This is a genomic window from Lentzea sp. NPDC058450, assembly GCF_042721395.1.
Lineage (GTDB): Bacteria > Actinomycetota > Actinomycetes > Mycobacteriales > Pseudonocardiaceae > Lentzea.
The window spans coordinates 18,434-34,851 of the sequence record NZ_JBHXLO010000006.1 but is presented as its reverse complement, the minus strand read 5'-3'; the positions used below and the strand labels follow the sequence as shown (position 1 = coordinate 34,851).

At 69.2% G+C, this 16,418-nt stretch carries 17 protein-coding genes; 5 read left to right on the top strand and 12 right to left on the bottom strand.

Annotated elements, in window-relative coordinates:
• Positions 1 to 14 precede the first annotated feature (14 nt).
• From ACFWNN_RS11770 to bioD, 4 genes are all read right to left on the bottom strand, one after another.
• The gene (locus ACFWNN_RS11770; RefSeq protein WP_382439858.1) at positions 15 to 608 is read right to left on the bottom strand and encodes a DUF2567 domain-containing protein; all 594 of its coding nucleotides are present in this window, start codon (positions 606 to 608) and stop codon (positions 15 to 17) included.
• A gap of 13 nt (positions 609 to 621) precedes the next feature.
• Positions 622 to 807: a hypothetical protein gene (locus tag ACFWNN_RS11765; protein WP_382439857.1), complete on the bottom strand. Its 186-nt coding sequence runs from the start codon at positions 805 to 807 to the stop codon at positions 622 to 624.
• A gap of 11 nt (positions 808 to 818) precedes the next feature.
• Positions 819 to 1,835 carry a biotin synthase BioB gene (bioB, locus tag ACFWNN_RS11760; RefSeq protein ID WP_382439856.1) on the bottom strand — a complete coding sequence of 339 codons (1,017 nt, stop codon included), beginning with the start codon at positions 1,833 to 1,835 and terminating at the stop codon, positions 819 to 821.
• Positions 1,836 to 1,905: 70 nt separating this feature from the next.
• Positions 1,906 to 2,625 carry a dethiobiotin synthase gene (gene bioD, locus ACFWNN_RS11755; RefSeq protein ID WP_382439855.1) on the bottom strand — a complete coding sequence of 240 codons (720 nt, stop codon included), beginning with the start codon at positions 2,623 to 2,625 and terminating at the stop codon, positions 1,906 to 1,908.
• Positions 2,626 to 2,661: 36 nt separating this feature from the next.
• Between bioD and ACFWNN_RS11750 the strand changes: the two genes are divergently transcribed.
• Entirely contained in the window at positions 2,662 to 2,904 is a 243-nt protein-coding gene (locus tag ACFWNN_RS11750) for a glutaredoxin family protein (RefSeq protein ID WP_382439854.1), read from the top strand.
• Here the strand turns inward: ACFWNN_RS11750 and ACFWNN_RS11745 are convergent.
• The 5 genes from ACFWNN_RS11745 to ACFWNN_RS11725 form a co-directional block, all read right to left on the bottom strand.
• Positions 2,877 to 4,079, bottom strand: a complete 1,203-nt coding sequence (locus ACFWNN_RS11745; RefSeq protein WP_382440124.1) for an adenosylmethionine--8-amino-7-oxononanoate transaminase — start codon at positions 4,077 to 4,079, stop codon at positions 2,877 to 2,879. The two genes, ACFWNN_RS11750 and ACFWNN_RS11745, sit on opposite strands and share 28 nt — an antisense overlap.
• Positions 4,080 to 4,143: 64 nt before the next feature.
• Positions 4,144 to 5,358 (bottom strand): cytochrome P450, encoded by a 1,215-nt coding sequence (locus ACFWNN_RS11740; protein ID WP_382440123.1) that lies wholly within the window; start codon positions 5,356 to 5,358, stop codon positions 4,144 to 4,146.
• Between the two features lie 27 nt (positions 5,359 to 5,385).
• A complete protein-coding gene (locus tag ACFWNN_RS11735) occupies positions 5,386 to 5,790 on the bottom strand; it encodes a VOC family protein (protein WP_382439853.1) in 405 nt (134 codons plus the stop codon).
• A 1-nt stretch (position 5,791) separates the two neighbouring features.
• The gene (locus ACFWNN_RS11730; protein WP_382439852.1) at positions 5,792 to 6,448 is read right to left on the bottom strand and encodes an SDR family oxidoreductase; all 657 of its coding nucleotides are present in this window, start codon (positions 6,446 to 6,448) and stop codon (positions 5,792 to 5,794) included.
• Positions 6,445 to 7,290, bottom strand: coding sequence for a DUF427 domain-containing protein (locus ACFWNN_RS11725; protein WP_382439851.1), 846 nt, complete (start codon positions 7,288 to 7,290; stop codon positions 6,445 to 6,447). The genes ACFWNN_RS11730 and ACFWNN_RS11725 overlap by 4 nt, the downstream gene beginning before the upstream one ends.
• Before the next feature lie 84 nt (positions 7,291 to 7,374).
• On the opposite strand from ACFWNN_RS11725, the gene ACFWNN_RS11720 reads away from it, so the two are divergent.
• Both ACFWNN_RS11720 and ACFWNN_RS11715 read left to right on the top strand, forming a co-directional pair.
• Positions 7,375 to 7,863 carry a CGNR zinc finger domain-containing protein gene (locus ACFWNN_RS11720; RefSeq protein WP_382439850.1) on the top strand — a complete coding sequence of 163 codons (489 nt, stop codon included), beginning with the start codon at positions 7,375 to 7,377 and terminating at the stop codon, positions 7,861 to 7,863.
• Positions 7,863 to 9,461 carry an MOSC domain-containing protein gene (locus tag ACFWNN_RS11715; protein ID WP_382439849.1) on the top strand — a complete coding sequence of 533 codons (1,599 nt, stop codon included), beginning with the start codon at positions 7,863 to 7,865 and terminating at the stop codon, positions 9,459 to 9,461. Before ACFWNN_RS11720 ends, ACFWNN_RS11715 begins: the two co-directional genes overlap by 1 nt.
• Here ACFWNN_RS11715 and dnaE read toward each other — a convergent pair.
• Complete coding sequence (gene dnaE, locus ACFWNN_RS11710; protein ID WP_382440122.1) at positions 9,458 to 12,970, bottom strand: DNA polymerase III subunit alpha; 3,513 nt, start codon at positions 12,968 to 12,970, stop codon at positions 9,458 to 9,460. The genes ACFWNN_RS11715 and dnaE overlap by 4 nt on opposite strands.
• 305 nt (positions 12,971 to 13,275) lie before the next feature.
• Here dnaE and ACFWNN_RS11705 point away from each other — a divergent pair, with 305 nt between their 5' ends.
• The gene (locus ACFWNN_RS11705) at positions 13,276 to 14,115 is read left to right on the top strand and encodes an AsnC family protein (RefSeq protein WP_382439848.1); all 840 of its coding nucleotides are present in this window, start codon (positions 13,276 to 13,278) and stop codon (positions 14,113 to 14,115) included.
• A 3-nt stretch (positions 14,116 to 14,118) separates the two neighbouring features.
• Here ACFWNN_RS11705 and ACFWNN_RS11700 read toward each other — a convergent pair whose 3' ends face one another.
• Positions 14,119 to 14,907: an inositol monophosphatase family protein gene (locus tag ACFWNN_RS11700; RefSeq protein ID WP_382439847.1), complete on the bottom strand. Its 789-nt coding sequence runs from the start codon at positions 14,905 to 14,907 to the stop codon at positions 14,119 to 14,121.
• On the opposite strand from ACFWNN_RS11700, the gene ACFWNN_RS11695 reads away from it, so the two are divergent.
• A complete protein-coding gene (locus ACFWNN_RS11695) occupies positions 14,906 to 15,802 on the top strand; it encodes a LysR family transcriptional regulator (RefSeq protein ID WP_382439846.1) in 897 nt (298 codons plus the stop codon). The genes ACFWNN_RS11700 and ACFWNN_RS11695 overlap by 2 nt on opposite strands.
• Here ACFWNN_RS11695 and ACFWNN_RS11690 read toward each other — a convergent pair.
• Entirely contained in the window at positions 15,791 to 16,381 is a 591-nt protein-coding gene (locus tag ACFWNN_RS11690; RefSeq protein WP_382439845.1) for an NAD(P)-dependent oxidoreductase, read from the bottom strand. The two genes, ACFWNN_RS11695 and ACFWNN_RS11690, sit on opposite strands and share 12 nt — an antisense overlap.
• Positions 16,382 to 16,418: the final 37 nt, after the last annotated feature.

The window sequence follows — 16,418 nt, the reverse complement described above, 5'->3', positions numbered from 1 at the left end:
GCGCCCCGGCAAACTCAGCCGAGGCGTCGTCCCAGGTCATCGAGTCCGTTCCACGCCGCACAGCAGCCGTACGCCAGCGCGGCGCCCAGGGGCCACGCCAGAATCCCCCACCACGTCTCCAACGACGGCGCGATGAGCAACGTGTCGTTCGCCTTGATCGTCGCGGGCATCGGGTACGCGCCGGCGGCGAGCGAGCCGCCCAGGTACTGCATGAACCAGCCCGCGCCGAACGCGCCGACGGTCATCCCGAGCATCGCGACCGGCCCGCGCCGCTGCCGCAGCAGCCACGTCGCGATCCCGGTGATCACACCGGCGCCGAGGCCGATCATCACGAACACCATCAGCGCGTCGAGCCGGTGGTAGCTCTCCAGCCCGATCGGGTAGAACTTGCCGTCCTGCGCCGAGACGATCTTCAGCTGCGCCGGCGCCAGCCACGACCACAGGTACGCGGCGGGCAGCCCGAACGCGAACGTCGTCAGCGCCACCACGACGCCCGGCAGCAGGTCCCGCTTCACCACCACCTTCGGCCGTGGCCGGAGGTAGTAGTGGTAGACGTACGGCGGCTCCGGCACGGGTTCGATGCGCACCGGCGCTGCTTTCTCGTCCATTCGCGAGAGATTACTACCGAGCCGAAGCGGTCTCTCCGTGGCGGCTGCAGCGCGCCGTCCAGCCGTCCGGCGTCACCTGAACGACCATGCGGCGCGCGCACTCCGCGCAGTACCGCGGCGGGTCGATCATGGACAGCCGCTGACGGCAGAACGCGTGGTCGCCGTCAGCTTCCTCTTTGCCGCAGAAGGAGCAGTACACGAGAGCAATCATCACAGGGTCTGGCTCAGCGCCTTGATGGGCATCGACAGCTCTTCCAGCATGTCGAGGTCCTGCTGCGCCGGACGGCCGAGGTTCGTCAGGTAGTTGCCGACGATGATCGCGTTGATGCCGCCGAGCATGCCCTGCTTCGCGCCCAGGTCGCCGAACGTCAGCTCGCGGCCGCCCGCGAACCGCAGGATCGTGCGCGGCAGTGCGAGCCGGAACGCGCCGACCGTGCGCAACGCCTCGGCGCCCTCCACGACCGGGTAGTTCTCGTACGGCGTGCCGGGGTTCGGGATGAGGAAGTTCAACGGCACCTCGTCGGGCTCCAGCTCGGCGAGCTGCACGGCGAACTCCGCGCGCTGCGCCAGCGTCTCCCCCATGCCGATGATGCCGCCGCAGCAGACCTCCATGCCGGCGTCGCGGATCATCCGCAGCGTGTCCCAGCGCTCCTCCCAGGAGTGCGTGGTCACGACCTCCGGGAAGTGCGAGCGGGCCGTCTCGAGGTTGTGGTTGTAGCGGTGCACGCCCATCGCCACGAGCTCGTCGACCTGCTCCTGCGTGAGCATGCCCAGCGAGCAGGCGATCTGGATGTCGTTGCCGTCCTCGCGGATCGCCTTGATGCCGTCGCGGACCTGCGACAGCAGCCGCTTGTCCGGGCCGCGCACGGCCGCCACGATGCAGAACTCGGTCGCGCCGGTGTCCCGGGTCTGCCGCGCCGCGCGGACCAGGCCGGGGATGTCCAGCCACGCCGACCGCACGGGCGACGGGAACTGGCCCGACTGCGAGCAGAAGTGGCAGTCCTCGGGGCAGCCGCCGGTCTTGAGCGAGACGATGCCCTCGACCTCGACCTCGGGGCCGCACCAGCGTTCGCGGACCTGGTGGGCCAGCGCGAGCAGTTCGGGGATCCTGTCCTCAGGTAGTTCGAGGACCTTGAGGACCTGCTCCTCCGACAGTCCGACTCCTCGTTCGAGCACCTGCTCACGAGCTTCGTCGAGCACGTCGATCTGTTCCGGAGCTGCGGTCACGGTCTCTCCTCCTCCTGTGGCCTGGCGTGCACTATGCCGCACTGAATCCTTCATCGTGGAGCGACGTAGGTCACTGGACCGCGAACTGAGCCGCGAACGTGTCCGGGTCGAACGCTCCGCCGAACCATGGTGAGAACGATCTCTTGGCAACACCCAGGAAATCCACAGAACCGAGCTTCGTCACACCCTGCGGCAGCGCACCGAGCAACGGGGCGCCCGCCGCTTCCGGCAGGTCGGCCAGGTTGGTGAGGGAGGCGAGGTCGGGGTGCAACGGCCAGCTGCCGACCACGACGCCGATCGCCTCGAGCCCACGCCGTTGCAGCGCCTCGGCCGTCAGCGCGGTCGTGTTCAGCGTGCCGAGGCCCGCCTGCGCCACGATCAGGACCGGCGCGTTCACCGCCCACGCGATGTCGGCCAGGGTCGAACCGCTCTCGTCGAACCGCACCAGCAGCCCGCCCGCGCCCTCGACCAGCACCAGGTCGTGGGTCTCGTCGAGCTCCGTCACGGCCGCGGCGACGTCCTTGGGGTGGATCGTGGCCATGCCCGCGCGTCTGGCCGCGGTGGCCGGGGCCAGCGGGTCGGGGTATCTCGCCAGCTCACGGGTCGTCACGTCGCCCGCGAGCCGCGCCACCTCCGCCACGTCGCCCGGCTCGCCGGGCAGCAGGCCGGTCTGCGCGGGCTTCAGCACCGCGACCCGTCTGCCTTCTGCCCTGGCCAAAGCCGCGATGCCCGCGGTCACGGCGGTCTTGCCGACCTCGGTCCCGGTTCCGGTGATCACCAGCACGCTCACAGGCACTCACCCTAGGCCGTCACCTACCGTGAGGGCATGACCGAGCAACCGATCGTGATGTACGGCGCCGAATGGTGTGGCGACTGCCGCCGGGCCAAGTCGTGGCTGACCCGCAACAACGTGCCGTTCACCTACGTCGACGTCGAGCACGACGACGCCGCGCGGGACAAGGCGATCGAGATCTCCGGCCGCAAGCAGATCCCCGTCGTGGTGCTCCCGAACGGCGAGTTCATGGTCGAGCCGACCGACACTCAGCTCGCCGCCGCGATCACGCCCTGACAGATCGCCGCGATGTCGTCGTCCGTGCTGATGAACGGCGGCATCGTGTAGATCAGGTCGCGGAACGGCCGCAGCCACACCCCCGCGTCCACGGCCGCCTTCGTCGCCCGTGCCATGTCCACGGGCTCATGCAACTGCACGACACCGATAGCGCCCAGCACGCGCACGTCCCGAACGCCGGGCAACGCGCGTGCCGGCGCGAGTCCAGCCGACAGTCCCGCTGAGATCCGCGCGACCTCGCGCTTCCAGTCCTGGGACAGCAGCAGGTCGATCGACGCCAGCGACACCGAGGCGGCCAGCGGGTTGCCCATGAACGTCGGCCCGTGCGCGAGCACCGGCACCTCGCCCTTGCTGATCCCGTCGGCGACGCGCGAAGTGCACAACGTGGCGGCCATCGTCATGTATCCGCCGGTCAGCGACTTGCCCAGGCACATCACGTCCGGGCTGACGTTCGCGTGGTCGGCGGCGAACAGCTCGCCGGTGCGGCCGAAGCCCGTGGCGATCTCGTCGAACACCAGCAGCACGTCGTGTGTGTACGCGAGCTCACGCAACACGTGCAGGTAGCGCGGGTCGTGGAACCTCATGCCGCCGGCACCCTGCACGACCGGCTCGACGATGATCGCGGCCAGCTCGTCGGCGTGCGCTTCGATGAGATCCGAGAGGTGCTGGACGTACGCGGTGTCCATCTCGGCCGGCGGTTCGTCGGCGAACACCTGCTGCGGCAGGATTCCGCGCCACAACGAGTGCATCCCGCCGTCCGGGTCGCACACGGACATGGGGTTGAACGTGTCGCCGTGGTACCCGCCGCGCCACGTCAGCAGGCGGTGCTTCTCCGGCCGGTTCTGCGACCGCCAGTACTGCAGGCACATCTTCACGGCGACCTCGACCGACACCGAGCCGGAGTCGCACAGGAACACGTGCTGGAGCTCCGAAGGCGTGATCTCCACCAGCTTCGCGCAGAGCCGGATGGCGGGCTCGTGCGTGAGCCCGCCGAACATCACGTGGCTCATCCGGCCGAGCTGGGACGTCACGGCCGCGTCCAGCACCGGGTGGCGGTAGCCGTGGATGGCCGCCCACCACGACGACATGCCGTCGACCAGCTCGCGGCCGTCCGCGAGGGTGAGCCGGACACCCGAGGCCTCCGCGACGAGCAGCGGTTCCTGGGTGCCCGGCATCGGGCCGTACGGGTGCCAGACGTGCGCCTGGTCGAGCTTCAGCAGGTCGTCCACCCGCCCGACATTAGGCGAGGCGCACCGGCAGCGTGTGCAGGCCGCGGATCAGCGTGCTGTCCCGCCACACCAGCGTCTCCGGCTCCGCGGCGAGCGTCAGGTTCGGGAACCGCGCCAGCAGCTGCGTCATCGCCACGTCGAACTCCAGGCGGGCCAGCGGCGCGCCGACGCAGAAGTGGATGCCGTGGCCGAACGCCACGTGGCCCTGCGCGGACCGCGTCACGTCGAGCTGGTCGGGGTTCTCGTAGCGCTCGGGGTCGCGGTTCGCGGCGACCAGCGACACCATCAGGATCTCGCCGGCGGGCACCGTGACGCCGCCGAGGTCGAGGGCCTGCTTGGTGTAGCGGAAGGTCGCGACGTTGACCGGTCCCTCCAGCCGCAGGAACTCCTCGGTGCTCGCCGGGATCAGCTCCGGGCGGTCCTTGAGGATCTGCAGCTGGTCCGGGTTCTGCAGCAGCGACAGCACCGCGTTGCCGATGAGGTTCACCGTCGTCTCGTGGCCCGCCACGAGCAGCAGGAACGCCATCGAGATCAGCTCTTCGGTGTTCAGCCGGTCGCCGGACTCGTCGGCGTGCACGAGGGCGGAGAAGAACGTGTCGTTCGGTTCGGCCTCGGCGATGGCCGTGACGTGCTGGTGCAGGAACGCGGCCATCGAGCCGGCTGCCGCCTGGACCTGCTCCGGCGTGCCGAAGGACAGCAGCTGGTTCGACCACTCGCGGAAGTCGTCGCGGTTGTCGATCGGGATCCCGAGCAGCTCACAGATCACCGTGATGGGCAGCGGGAACGCGAACACGTCCAGCAGGTCGACTTCGTCGCCGTCGTTCAGCTTGGAGATCAGCTCGGCGGAGATCTCCTGCACGCGCGGGCGCAGCAGCTCGACGCGGCGGGCGGTGAACGCCTTGGTCACGAGCTTGCGCAGCCGGGTGTGGTCGGGCGGGTCCAGGTTGAGCATGTTCCCGGAGAAGGTGGGTTCGAACTTGCGGACCTGCCCGGGGTCGGTGGAGTGCGCGATCATGAGGTGACCGCCCTCCACGACGTTCTTGCTGACCTCGGGAGCGGTGAGGGCGACCTTCGCCTCGTCGTACCGGGTCACGAGCCAGACCTTGAGCCCACGCGGCATGTGGACTTCCTGCACCGGCCCCTCCGCACGCAACATGTCGTGCACTGCGTGCGGGTTCTGGACGTAGTCGTCGGGCAACTGGGTGAGTGTCGTCACCTCACCCAGTTAACCCCGTTTACTCGACCCTCGCCACTATTTCTCGAGCGATCCTCGTTCTTGGACTGTCCACAGGTTGCCGTCGAGGTCGGTGAAGTCGAAGAAGCTCGCGTAGTTGCGCCGCGCGGGATCTCGTCCCGGCACGAACCCACCCTGCCAGTCGGGCATGCCCGCCTTGTGCCGCAACGGTCCGACGCTGACGCCACGACCTGCCATCTCCCGGTGCGCGGCCTCGATGTCACTGACGACGAGGTAGTTGCCGACACCCGTGCCGAACTGGATGGAACACCCCGAACCGGGCGGGGTGAGTTGCACGACGCGGAATTGGTCGTTCGGCCGATAGTCGACATCCAACTCGAATCCGGCCATTTTCGTGTAGAAGGTGATCGCCTTGTCCACGTCGCTGACGGGGATGGTCACCACCTCGATCCGGTAGTCCATCTCAGACCAGCACCTCTCCCCCGTCGACGCTCAGCGAGACGCCGGTCAGGAACGTGTTCGTGAGCGCGAAGAACACCGCGTCGGCGATCTCGCTCGCCTGCCCGACGCGACCTGCGGGGCTGGTGGCCTCGCGGGCCGCGAACAACGCGGCTTTGCGTTCCGCGCCAAGACCGTCGTACGCGCCGGTGTCGATCGTGCCCGGCGAGATCGCGTTGACGCGGATCGGCGCGAGCTCGACCGCGAGGCTCCGCGTGACGGCGTCCACGGCGGCGTTGGTCGCGCCGACGGCGAGCATGCCCGACATGACCTTGCGGGCGGAGGCGCCGGAGAAGAAGACGAACGAACCGGTGGCGGGCAGGCGCGGGGCGAAGTGCCTGGCCAGCAGGATCGGGCCGATCACCTTCACGTCGAACGACGCCCGCACGGCGTCCCGGTCGAGGTCCGCGACGGTGCCGCGGGCTCTGGCCGACGCGGTCGACACGACGTGGTCGACGGCGCCGATCCGTTCCGCCAGGGCTCGGACGCTGCTCTCGTCGGTCAGGTCGACGTGCTCGTCCTGGTTGCGTCCGGCCAGGACGACGGTGCCGCCGGCGTCCCGCACCTTCGCGGCCACCGCTCCGGCGATGCCGCTGTCGCGTCCGATGACCAGAACCCTCATCGCTGTCCCTCGATCTCTTCCGGGGTGAGGCCGCGGTCGATGCCGTGCGGCACAACGGTTTGTCCTGGCTCCAGGGCCAGCTTGCGGTCGTCGAGCCACACGTCGACGACGTCGGGTTCGAACGAGACCCAGTCCGAGACCGGGGCGACCTCGGCCCACGCGTCCGGGTACGACCAGGCGGCGCGCTTGCGGTCACCGATGTCGTAGTAGCTCGCCAAACCCTTGTAGGGGCAGAAGGTTTCGCCTTCGACGTGCTTCAGCGCGTCCGCGGCGATGTCCTCGCGAGGCACGTACCAGCGCGTGGCGAAGCCGGATTCGTACAGCGCCAGCGGCCTCTTCGTGTCCGCGACGACCCGGTCGCCGTCCCGCACGACGAGGTGCCGCGAGGTCTGCCGGATGTCGATGCGGTGGTACGGGTCGGCCGCGTGCCCGACGATCCGCTCGTCCTCCTCGTAGAACGCTTCCATCGCTCGCCAGGCGAAGGCGACGCGATCCCGCAGGATCTCCGCGTGCGCGGGCAGGTCGGCGTGCTGCCACGCCGCGTGCTTCGACATCCCCACCGCGAACCACTTGGTGGCGCCGAAATCGCGGTGGTTCGTCGTGCGCGTCTCTTCTTCGAGGCCCGTCACGTCGTCGCGCGGGAAGTACGCGACCGGATAACGGCCGGGCTCGTGCAGCAGCACGACGTCCTCGCTGTCCGCGACCCACTCCCCGCCGTGCTTGACGCGCATCCGGCGCCGCAGCGGTTCGGCCCACAACAGTCGTTCCGGCAACGGCTCCGGCGTGAGGAACCGCCCCACGGCCTTCGCACCCAACGGCCCTTGCTGCCACGACAGACCCATGACCATCTCCTAACCCTTTAAATTATGGTTGATAGTTAGTCAGGTCGTCCTATAACCTGTCAAGGGTTACTTTGGAGGTTAGAAATGGACGAGGCGCTGCTGCTCGACCTGCTGAACACCACGCCGGTCCTCGACGACGGGCCGCACGACCTGCTCGCGGAGGACGGTCCGGGCTGGCTGACGTCGCACGACCAGCCCGCCTCGAAGGACGAGCTGCGAGCCCTGGCGCCGGCGCGCGACGCGTTGCAGGCGGTGGTGCGCGGCACCGAGGAACCCACCGCGCTGGCGGCCTTCGTCGAGGGCGTGCGGCAACGGGCGGGCGTCGCCCCGGCCGGCGTCGTGTGGCACCTCGACCTGCCGGAAGGCCGGACGACCGCCGCGCGGGCGGTGCTCGCCTGGGACGCGGTGCGGACGTCGAGTCCCGGCCGGCTGCGGCCGTGCGCGAACCCCGACTGCCGTCTCTTCCTGATCGACCACAGCAAGCCGAACTCCGCCCGCTGGTGCTCGATGGCGGTGTGCGGCAACAGGATGAAGGCCCGGCGTCACTACCAGCGCACGCGAGGAGAACGCTGATGGCCCGCCTGCTGTCGCTGAACGTCGGCCTGCCGAAGGACGTCTCCTGGCACGGCCGGACCGTCCACACCGGAATCTTCAAGCAGCCCGTCGACGGACCGCTGATGGTCCGCAGGCTCAACGTCGACGGCGACGGTCAGGGCGACCTCGGCGGGCACGGCGGCGAGAACCGCGCGGTGCTGGTGTACCAACGGGAGTCGTACGAGCACTGGCACGCCGAACTCGGGCGCGCGTTCGAGTACGGCCAGTTCGGCGAGAACTTCACGGTCGAGGGCCTGGCCGACACCGAGGTGCACGTCGGCGACCGGTTCCGCATCGGCGAGGCCGAGTTCGAGGTCACCCAGCCGCGCGTCACCTGCTACCGCGTCGGGATGCGGCTGGACGAGCCGCGCATGCCGTCGTTGATGGTCGCGCACGGCCGCCCCGGCTTCTACCTGCGCGTCCTCACCGAGGGCGAGGTGCGGGCGGGCGACGAGATCGTGCGCACGCGCGTCGGACGGCACCGGATGAGCGTGGCCGCGATCGACGCGTTGTTGTACCTGCCGGGCAGGGACCGCGAGAGCCTGCTCAAGGCCGTCGACATCCCCGCGCTCAGCCCCGGCTGGCAGGGTTCGTTCCGCGACCTGCTGACGCCTCCGGAGCCGGAACCCGTTGGCTGGGAGGGGTTCCGGCCGTTGCGGGTGGAGGCGGTCGTGCCGGAGAGCCCGTCCATCACGTCGTTCCACCTCGCCGGTGAGGGGCTGCCGCGCGCGTTGCCCGGCCAGTACCTGACGGTCCGGGTGCCGGGCGGGGTGCGCAGCTACTCGCTCTCGGCTGACTCGTACCGGATCAGCGTCAAGCGCGACGGCGTGGTCAGCAACTGGTTGCACGACAACGTGAAGGCCGGCGACACGCTGGAAGTGGCGGCGCCGCGCGGGGAGTTCGTGCTGGAGCCCGGCAACGAACCGGTGGTGCTGCTGTCGGCAGGGGTCGGGATCACGCCGGTGCTGGCGATGCTGCACGCCTTGCAGGGGACGGACCGCGAGGTTTGGTGGGTGCACACGACCCGCTCGGATGACCAGGCCTTCGCCGAGGAAGTGCGGGAGCTCGCGCCGAATCATGTGCTGGTCCGCCTCTCCGACAGAGGCCGGCTGACGAAGACCGATCTGGTCGATCTGCCCGCTACCGCGAGCGCCTACCTGTGCGGCCCCAACGCCTTCATGGAAGACATGCGCGCAGCGCTGGTCGGCCTCGGCTTCGATCCGGCGCGCATCCACACCGAGCTCTTCGGTGCCCGCACGCCGATCAACCCCGGCCTCACCGACGCGAAACCCGTTGCGCCGCACCAACCCTCAAGCGCAGGAACCGGGCCGAAGATCACGTTCGCCCGCAGCGGCCTCACCGCCGCGGTCAGGGGCAGCGAGTCGATCCTCGACCTCGCCGAGGCCTGCGACGTCCCCACGCGCTGGTCGTGCCGCACCGGCGTCTGCCACACGTGCGTGACCCCGGTGCTGTCCGGCACGATCACGAACGACCCGGAGCCGCTGGAACCACCAGCTCCCGGCCACGCGCTGATCTGCTGCGCGCGACCGGAGACCGATCTGGTCCTGGACCTCTAGCGGTGGATCGTCACGCCGCGGATCGTCTTGAGGTCACCGAAGAGCGACGGCGTCGTGCTGACCCGGAAGTTGTCCACGACCAGCATTTCCTTCGACTTGTCGCGCTTCTGCACCTCGAGGTGCACGGCGACCTGCCCCTCGTGCGACTTGAACACCATCTTGAGTTCCTCGATCAACTCCGGCGTCAGCGTCTTGGTGTGCAGGCCGAGGACGAGGGGCGGGTCGGCCCCGGGGTTCGCCTCGGCGTCGCTGATGTCGAGCGGCACGACGCCGTCACCGAAGATCGCCATCTTGTCCTCGCGCCAGTTCACCCGGCCCTTGACGCAGACGGCGGAGTCGAGCTCGAGGTCGTCGCGCAGCACCTCGTACGACTTCGGGAAGAACAGCACCTCGATGGACGCGTCCAGGTCCTCGATGACCGTGATCGCCCACGGCAGGCCGTTCTTGTTCACCCGGCGCTCGATCGACGAGATCATGCCCGAGACGATCAGCTCGCCTTCCTTGGGCGGGTCGTCGAGCACGACGGCGATCGGGCGCGGCGCGAACTTGCGCAGGATCCGTTCGGCACCGTCGAGCGGGTGTGAGGAGACGTAGAGGCCCAGCATCTCCTTCTCGAGGCTGAGCATCTGCTTGCGCGGGTACTCCTCGGCGCCGAACTTCAGGTGCGCCAACGGGGACGTGCTGTCGTCCTGGTCGTCCGCGCTGTCGCCGCCGAAGAGGTCGAACTGGCCCTCGGCCTCCTTGCGCTTGATCGGCACGACCGCGTCGACCGCGTCCTCGTGCACCTGGATCAGCGACAGCCGCGGGTTGCCGAACGAGTCGAACGCGCCGGCCTTGATCAGCGACTCGATCACGCGCTTGTTGCAGGCGACGAGCTCGGACTTGTCCATGAAGTCCGTGAAGGACGTGTAGGCGCCCTTCTCCTTGCGGGACTTGATGATCGACTCGACGACGTTCGCGCCGACGTTGCGGATCGCGCCCATGCCGAAGCGGATGTCCGTGCCGACCGCACCGAAGCGCAGCGCCGACTCGTTGACGTCCGGCGGGAGGACCTTGATGCCCAGGCGGCGGCACTCCGCGAGGTAGACCGCGGACTTGTCCTTGTTGTCACCGACGGACGTGAGCAGCGCGGCCATGTACTCGGCGCGGAAGTTCGCCTTGAGGTACGCGGTCCAGTACGAGATCAGGCCGTACGCGGCGGCGTGCGACTTGTTGAACGCGTAGCCGGCGAACGGGAGGATCGTGTCCCACAGCGCCTGGATCGCCTCGTCGGAGAACCCGCGCGGGTCGTTGCGCATGCCCTCCTGGAAGCCCTCGAACTCCTTGGCCAGCACCTCGGCCTTCTTCTTGCCCATGGCCTTGCGGAGCACGTCCGCGCGGCCCATGGAGTAGCCCGCGACCTCCTGGGCGATGAACATGATCTGCTCTTGGTAGACGATCAGACCGTGCGTCTCGCCGAGGATCTCCTTGAGCGGCTCGGCGAGCTGCGGGTGGATCGGCTTGACTTCCTGACGGCCGTTCTTGCGGTCCGCGTAGTCGTTGTGCGCGTTCACACCCATCGGACCGGGGCGGTACAGCGCGCCGACCGCGACGATGTCCTCGAACGTCGTCGGCTGCATGCGGCGCAGCAGGTCGCGCATCGGGCCACCGTCCAGCTGGAACACGCCGAGCGTGTCACCGCGGCCGAGCAGCGCGTACGTCTCCGGGTCGTCCATCGGGAGCTTGTCGAAGTCCGGGACGGCGTCCTTGCCGCGGTTCGCCTCGATGTTGTCGACGGCGTCGCCCATGACCGTGAGGTTGCGCAGCCCGAGGAAGTCCATCTTCAGCAGGCCGATGTTCTCGCACGACGGGTAGTCCCAGCCCGTGATGAACGAGCCGTCGTCGCGGTACCAGAGCGGGATGGAGTCGGTGAGCGGGTCCTTCGACATGATGACCGCACACGCGTGCACACCGGCGTTGCGGATCAGGCCCTCGAGGCCGAGCGCGGTGTCGAAGATCTCCTTCACCTGCACGTCGGTCTCGAGCAGCGACCGGACCTCGGCGGCCTCGCCGTAGCGCGGGTGGCTCTTGTTGACGATGCCGTTGAGCGGGATGTCCTTCGCCATGATCGGCGGCGGCAGCGCCTTGGAGATCTTGTCGGCGATCGCGAAGCCCGGCTGACCGTGGTGCACGCGCGCGGAGTCCTTCAGCGCGGCCTTGGTCTTAATCGTGCCGAACGTGATCACCTGCGCGACCTTGTCGGCGCCGTACTTCTCGCTGGCGTACCGGATCATCTCGCCTCGACGGCGGTCGTCGAAGTCGATGTCGATGTCGGGCATGGCGGTGCGCTCGGGGTTCAGGAACCGCTCGAACAGCAGGCCGTGCGGGATCGGGTCGATGTTCGTGATGCCCATCGCCCACGACACGGCGGCGCCTGCCGCGGAACCACGGCCGGGGCCGACGCGGATGCCGACGCTGCGGGCGTAGTTGATCAGGTCGGCGACGATGAGGAAGTACGCCGGGAAGCCCTTGTCGATGATGACCTGGGCCTCGTAGTCACAGCGCTTGATGTACTCGTCGGGCACGGACGAGTCGCGGAACCGCCACTCCAGGCCGCGCCGGATCTCCTTGCGGAACCACGACGCCTGGTCCTCGCCCTCGGGGACCTCGAAGTTCGGGATCCGGTCCTTGATGCTCCAGATGTCGTCGTACGACTCGACCATCTCCGCGACGAGCAGCGTGTTGTCGCATGCCTCCGGCAGGTCCTTCCAGATCTGCCGCATGTCCTCGGCCGACTTCAGGTAGTAACCGTCGCCGTCGAACTTGAACCGGTTCGGGTCCGTCAGCATCTTGCCGGACTGCACGCAGAGCAACGCGGAGTGCGTGTCCGCCTGGTCCTTGGTGACGTAGTGGCTGTCGTTGGTCGCGAGCGGCGGGATGCCGAGCTTGCGGCTGATCTCCAGCAGGCCCTCGCGGACCCTGGTCTCGATCTCCAGGCCGTGGTCCATCAGCTCCAGGAAGAAGTTCTCCTTGCCGAAGATCTCCTGGTAGTCGGCCGCGGCCTTGAACGCCTCGTCGACCTGGCCGAGCCGCAGCCGGGTCTGCACCTCGCCGGACGGGCAGCCGGTCGTCGCGATGATGCCGCTCGCGTGCTCCGCGACGAGCTCGCGGTCCATGCGGGGCTTGTAGTAGTAGCCCGTCTTGCTCGCCTCGGTGTGCAGCCGGAAGAGGTTGCGCAGACCGTCGGCGTTGCGCGCCCACATCGTCATGTGGGTGTACGCGCCGGCGCCGGAGATGTCGTCGCCGCGCTGACCGGGATCGCCCCAGGCGACCGGCTTCTTGTGCAGGCGGTTGTGCGGGGCGAGGTAGGCCTCGATGCCGATGATCGGCTTGATGCCGGTCTTCATCGCCGTTTGGTAGAACTCGTCGGACCCGTACATGTTGCCGTGGTCGCTCATGCCGACCGCCGTCATGCCGAGCCGGCCCGCCTCCTCGAACAGCGGGGCGACCTTGGCCGCGCCGTCGAGCATCGAGTACTCGGTGTGCACGTGCAGGTGCACAAACGAGTCCGCCACGGGCAACCCCCTTGTGTAGCAAGCGTTTTGGCGCCCAACGAGAGACGAGAAGGCCTCGGGCGCCCGTCGAGACTAACCGACTCCACTCGGTTCGGGCACGGCGACCCGCCCCCTCGATTTCAAGATCTTCTGTCGCGAAGCGGCCGGGCATTATACGGCCGTCCAAGCCCCTTCTCCGAGGCGCGAGCACCCACGTCGCCTTGATCTCGATCGGGTACGCGGTGGCACGCGGATCATGAGCGGCGGGTAGCGTTCTTCGGGTGGTGGCCCCCGATCCCGTAGACGCTCGCCTGCTCGCCGTTCTCGCCGAGTCGGGCCGCGCCGCCGTGCACGAGATCGCCCAGCGCCTGGGCATGGACCCGCGCGAGGCCGCCATGCGCCTGATCACGCTCTCGGGCAGCGGCCTGCCGTTGCTGGTGGGCGTGGAGTGCGACCCGAACGGCCTGCGCAGGGCGTTGGCGAACGCCGCCGCGTACGGCAACTACCTCGGCCCGCCGCCGTCCGGCCCGTACGCCGTGCACCAGAGCGGACCGCACCCGGTGCAGCAGCAGTACGGTCCGCAGGGGCCGATCAGCCAGCCGTTCCCGGCGCAGCAGCAGCCGCCGCAGGCCACGTGGGGCCCGCCCCAGTCCGCGGGTTGGGTGCGCGCGGACCAGCCGCAGCCCAAGCCCGTCGTGTCGCGGACCGGCAAGATCGGCTCGGCGCTGGAGGCGGACAGCCTCGAGGGCGCCCGCCTGTCGATCCAGCTCGTCGAGGTCGTGGACCCGGCCGACTTCCTGTTCACCGCGGCCGGCTACAAGCTCGCCGAGGGCGAACGGGCCGTGGTCGTGCACACCGAGGTGACCAACACCTCGCAGGTCGCGTACACCTCGCTGCCGGACATGTACCTGGTGCTCGTGACGAAGACCGGCGAGACCGTGACGAAGGCGCCCGTGTCGCTGTCGTCGCGGCCCGCGCACAAGCTCGGCGTGCAGCCCGGTGAGACCGCCGGCGGGCACAGCGTGTTCGTGCTGCCGGACACGACCGAGATCATCCAGGTCCGGTGGAGCGTGCGACCCGAGGTCGACCTCAACACCCTCGTGTGGACCGTCGAGGACTAGGCGCTAACCCAGCACTTCCAGCGCCTGCGCGTGCACGCCCGGTGCGGCCGCCAGGTACTCACGGGTGGTCAGCTCCCACGGCTTGCCGTCGAGATCGGTGACCGTCCCACCGGCTTCCTGCACCAGCAACACTCCTGAGGCGTGCGCGCGCACGTTGTCGTACTGCCAGTGCGCGTCCATGCGTCCCGCCGCCACCTGGGCGAGCTGGTGGGTGACCGGAACGGAGATGCGCACGTACAGGGCGTGCTTGGCCATCGCGGCGTACGAGGCACCCACCCGGTCGGCCATCTCCGGACCCTGACCTGGCTGGGCCTGGCCCGTTCCGACCAGGGCGCCGTCCAGTGACGTCTTGGTGGAGACCTTGATCGGGACGCCGTTGAGGAACGCCCCGCCGCCCTCGGTGGCGGTGAACATCTCGTCGAAGAGCGGGAAGTACACGACGGCGAGGACCGGGCGGCCGTCGCGGACCAGGCTCACGCCGATGTTCCAGTCGGTCATGCCGTGGACGGCGTTCATGTTGCCGCCGACCGGGTCGATCAGCCACCACTCGCCGTCCGGCAGGGGGCCGGAGCCGTGTTCGTCGTCGAGCCAGCGGGCCTGCGGGTTGATCTCCTTGAGTGCGGGTTCGAGCAGGTCGACGACGGCGGCGTCGTTGGCCTTCACGGCCGCGACGATCTCGGCGAGCGACGAGGTGCGGGACTCGGTCGAGTAGCGCTTCAGCATGCGGGCGCCCGCGGCGCGGACGGCTGCGGTGGTTGCGGCGATCATGGCTTCCTCCAAGATGACGGTCATGCAAGCGGATCTGAACCTGCTGGTCGTGCTGGACGCCCTCCTCGAGGAGGGCAGCGTGATGGGGGCGGCGGAACGGCTGCACCTGTCGTCACCCGCGGTCAGCCGGACGCTCGGGAGGATCAGGAAGGTCACCGGCGACGACATCCTCGTGCGGACCGGCCACACGATGACGCCCACGCCGTACGCCCTCGGGATCGCCGAGGAGGTGCGCCGGCTGGTGCGGGAGGCCAACGCCGTGCTGACGCCGAGCCGTGAGCTGGACCTGGCCGAGCTGGAGCGGACGTTCACGGTGCGGTGTCACGACGCCCTCGCCTCGTCGGTGGTGCCGACGCTGGTCGGGCGGATCGCCTCGGAAGCTCCCGGGGTGCGGTTGCGGGTGCTGGCCGAGCACTCCGGCGACACCGACGACCTGCGGCACGGCCGGGTGGATCTCGAACTCGGGGGTGGCGCGCCGGACCTGCCGGAGTTCCGGTCCGAGGTGATGGGTACCGATCCGCTGGCCGTGGTCCTGCGGCGTGGCCATCCGTGCACCGAACTGGATCTGCGCGCGTATGCGGCCTATCCGCACGTGCTGGTGTCACGGCGTGGTCGGTTCAGCGCGCCGATCGACGAGGTGCTGGAACGGGAAGGGCTGCGGCGCAAGGTGATCGCGACGGTGGCGACGGTCCACTCGGCCCTGCAGATCGCGGCGGCCGGTGACGCGCTGGTCACCACCACGACGATCCTCTGCCGGCCGTTGATCGAGGCGTTCGGGCTGGTCACACTGCCGTTGCCGGTCGAGTCGCCGGAGGCGCCGATCCACTGCAACTGGCACCAGCGCTACGACTCGGACCGCGCTCACGAGTGGCTGCGCTCGCAGGTCCGGGAGACGCTCGGCGAGGTGCTAGCCCGCTAGCGGCAGAGCGATCTTGCCTGCGAAGCGCGGATGCTCGGCCTCGTCCAGCATCGCGGCGGCCACGGTCTCGCGGCTGACCTTCGCGCCCAGGTCGAACGGCGGCGCCTCCTCCAACCCGACCACCCGCCCGGGACCCGCGGGGTCGTCGGTCAGCACGCCCGCGTGGAAGACGGTGCCACCGGCGGTGAGAACGGCGTCGTCGGCCGCGATCTTGTCGGGGATGCGGTCGCCGAAGAACTTCCAGAGCACCTCGGCGCCCTCCCCCGCGACGTCGGCCGAGGCGCCCGTGCCGTACGCGCCGAGCCAGATGATCCGGCGCGGACCTGCGGCGATGACGGCCTGGGCGCCGGCGAGCAACACGCCGGGTGTGTCGGTGCCGAGACCCGACAGGACGACCGAGTCGGCGTCGATCGGCAACGGACCGCTCACGTCGCCCGCGACCTTGCGCAGGTTCGGGTGGTCGAGCGTGATCCTGCGCGGATCGCGGGCGAGCGCGGTGACGGTGTGGCCGCGGTCGAGGGCCTGGCGGGTGAGGGCGGAACCGGTGCGGCCCGAGGCCGCGAGAATGGTCAGGTGCATGGCTCAAACGCTATTGAGCACACCGATTAACATCAAG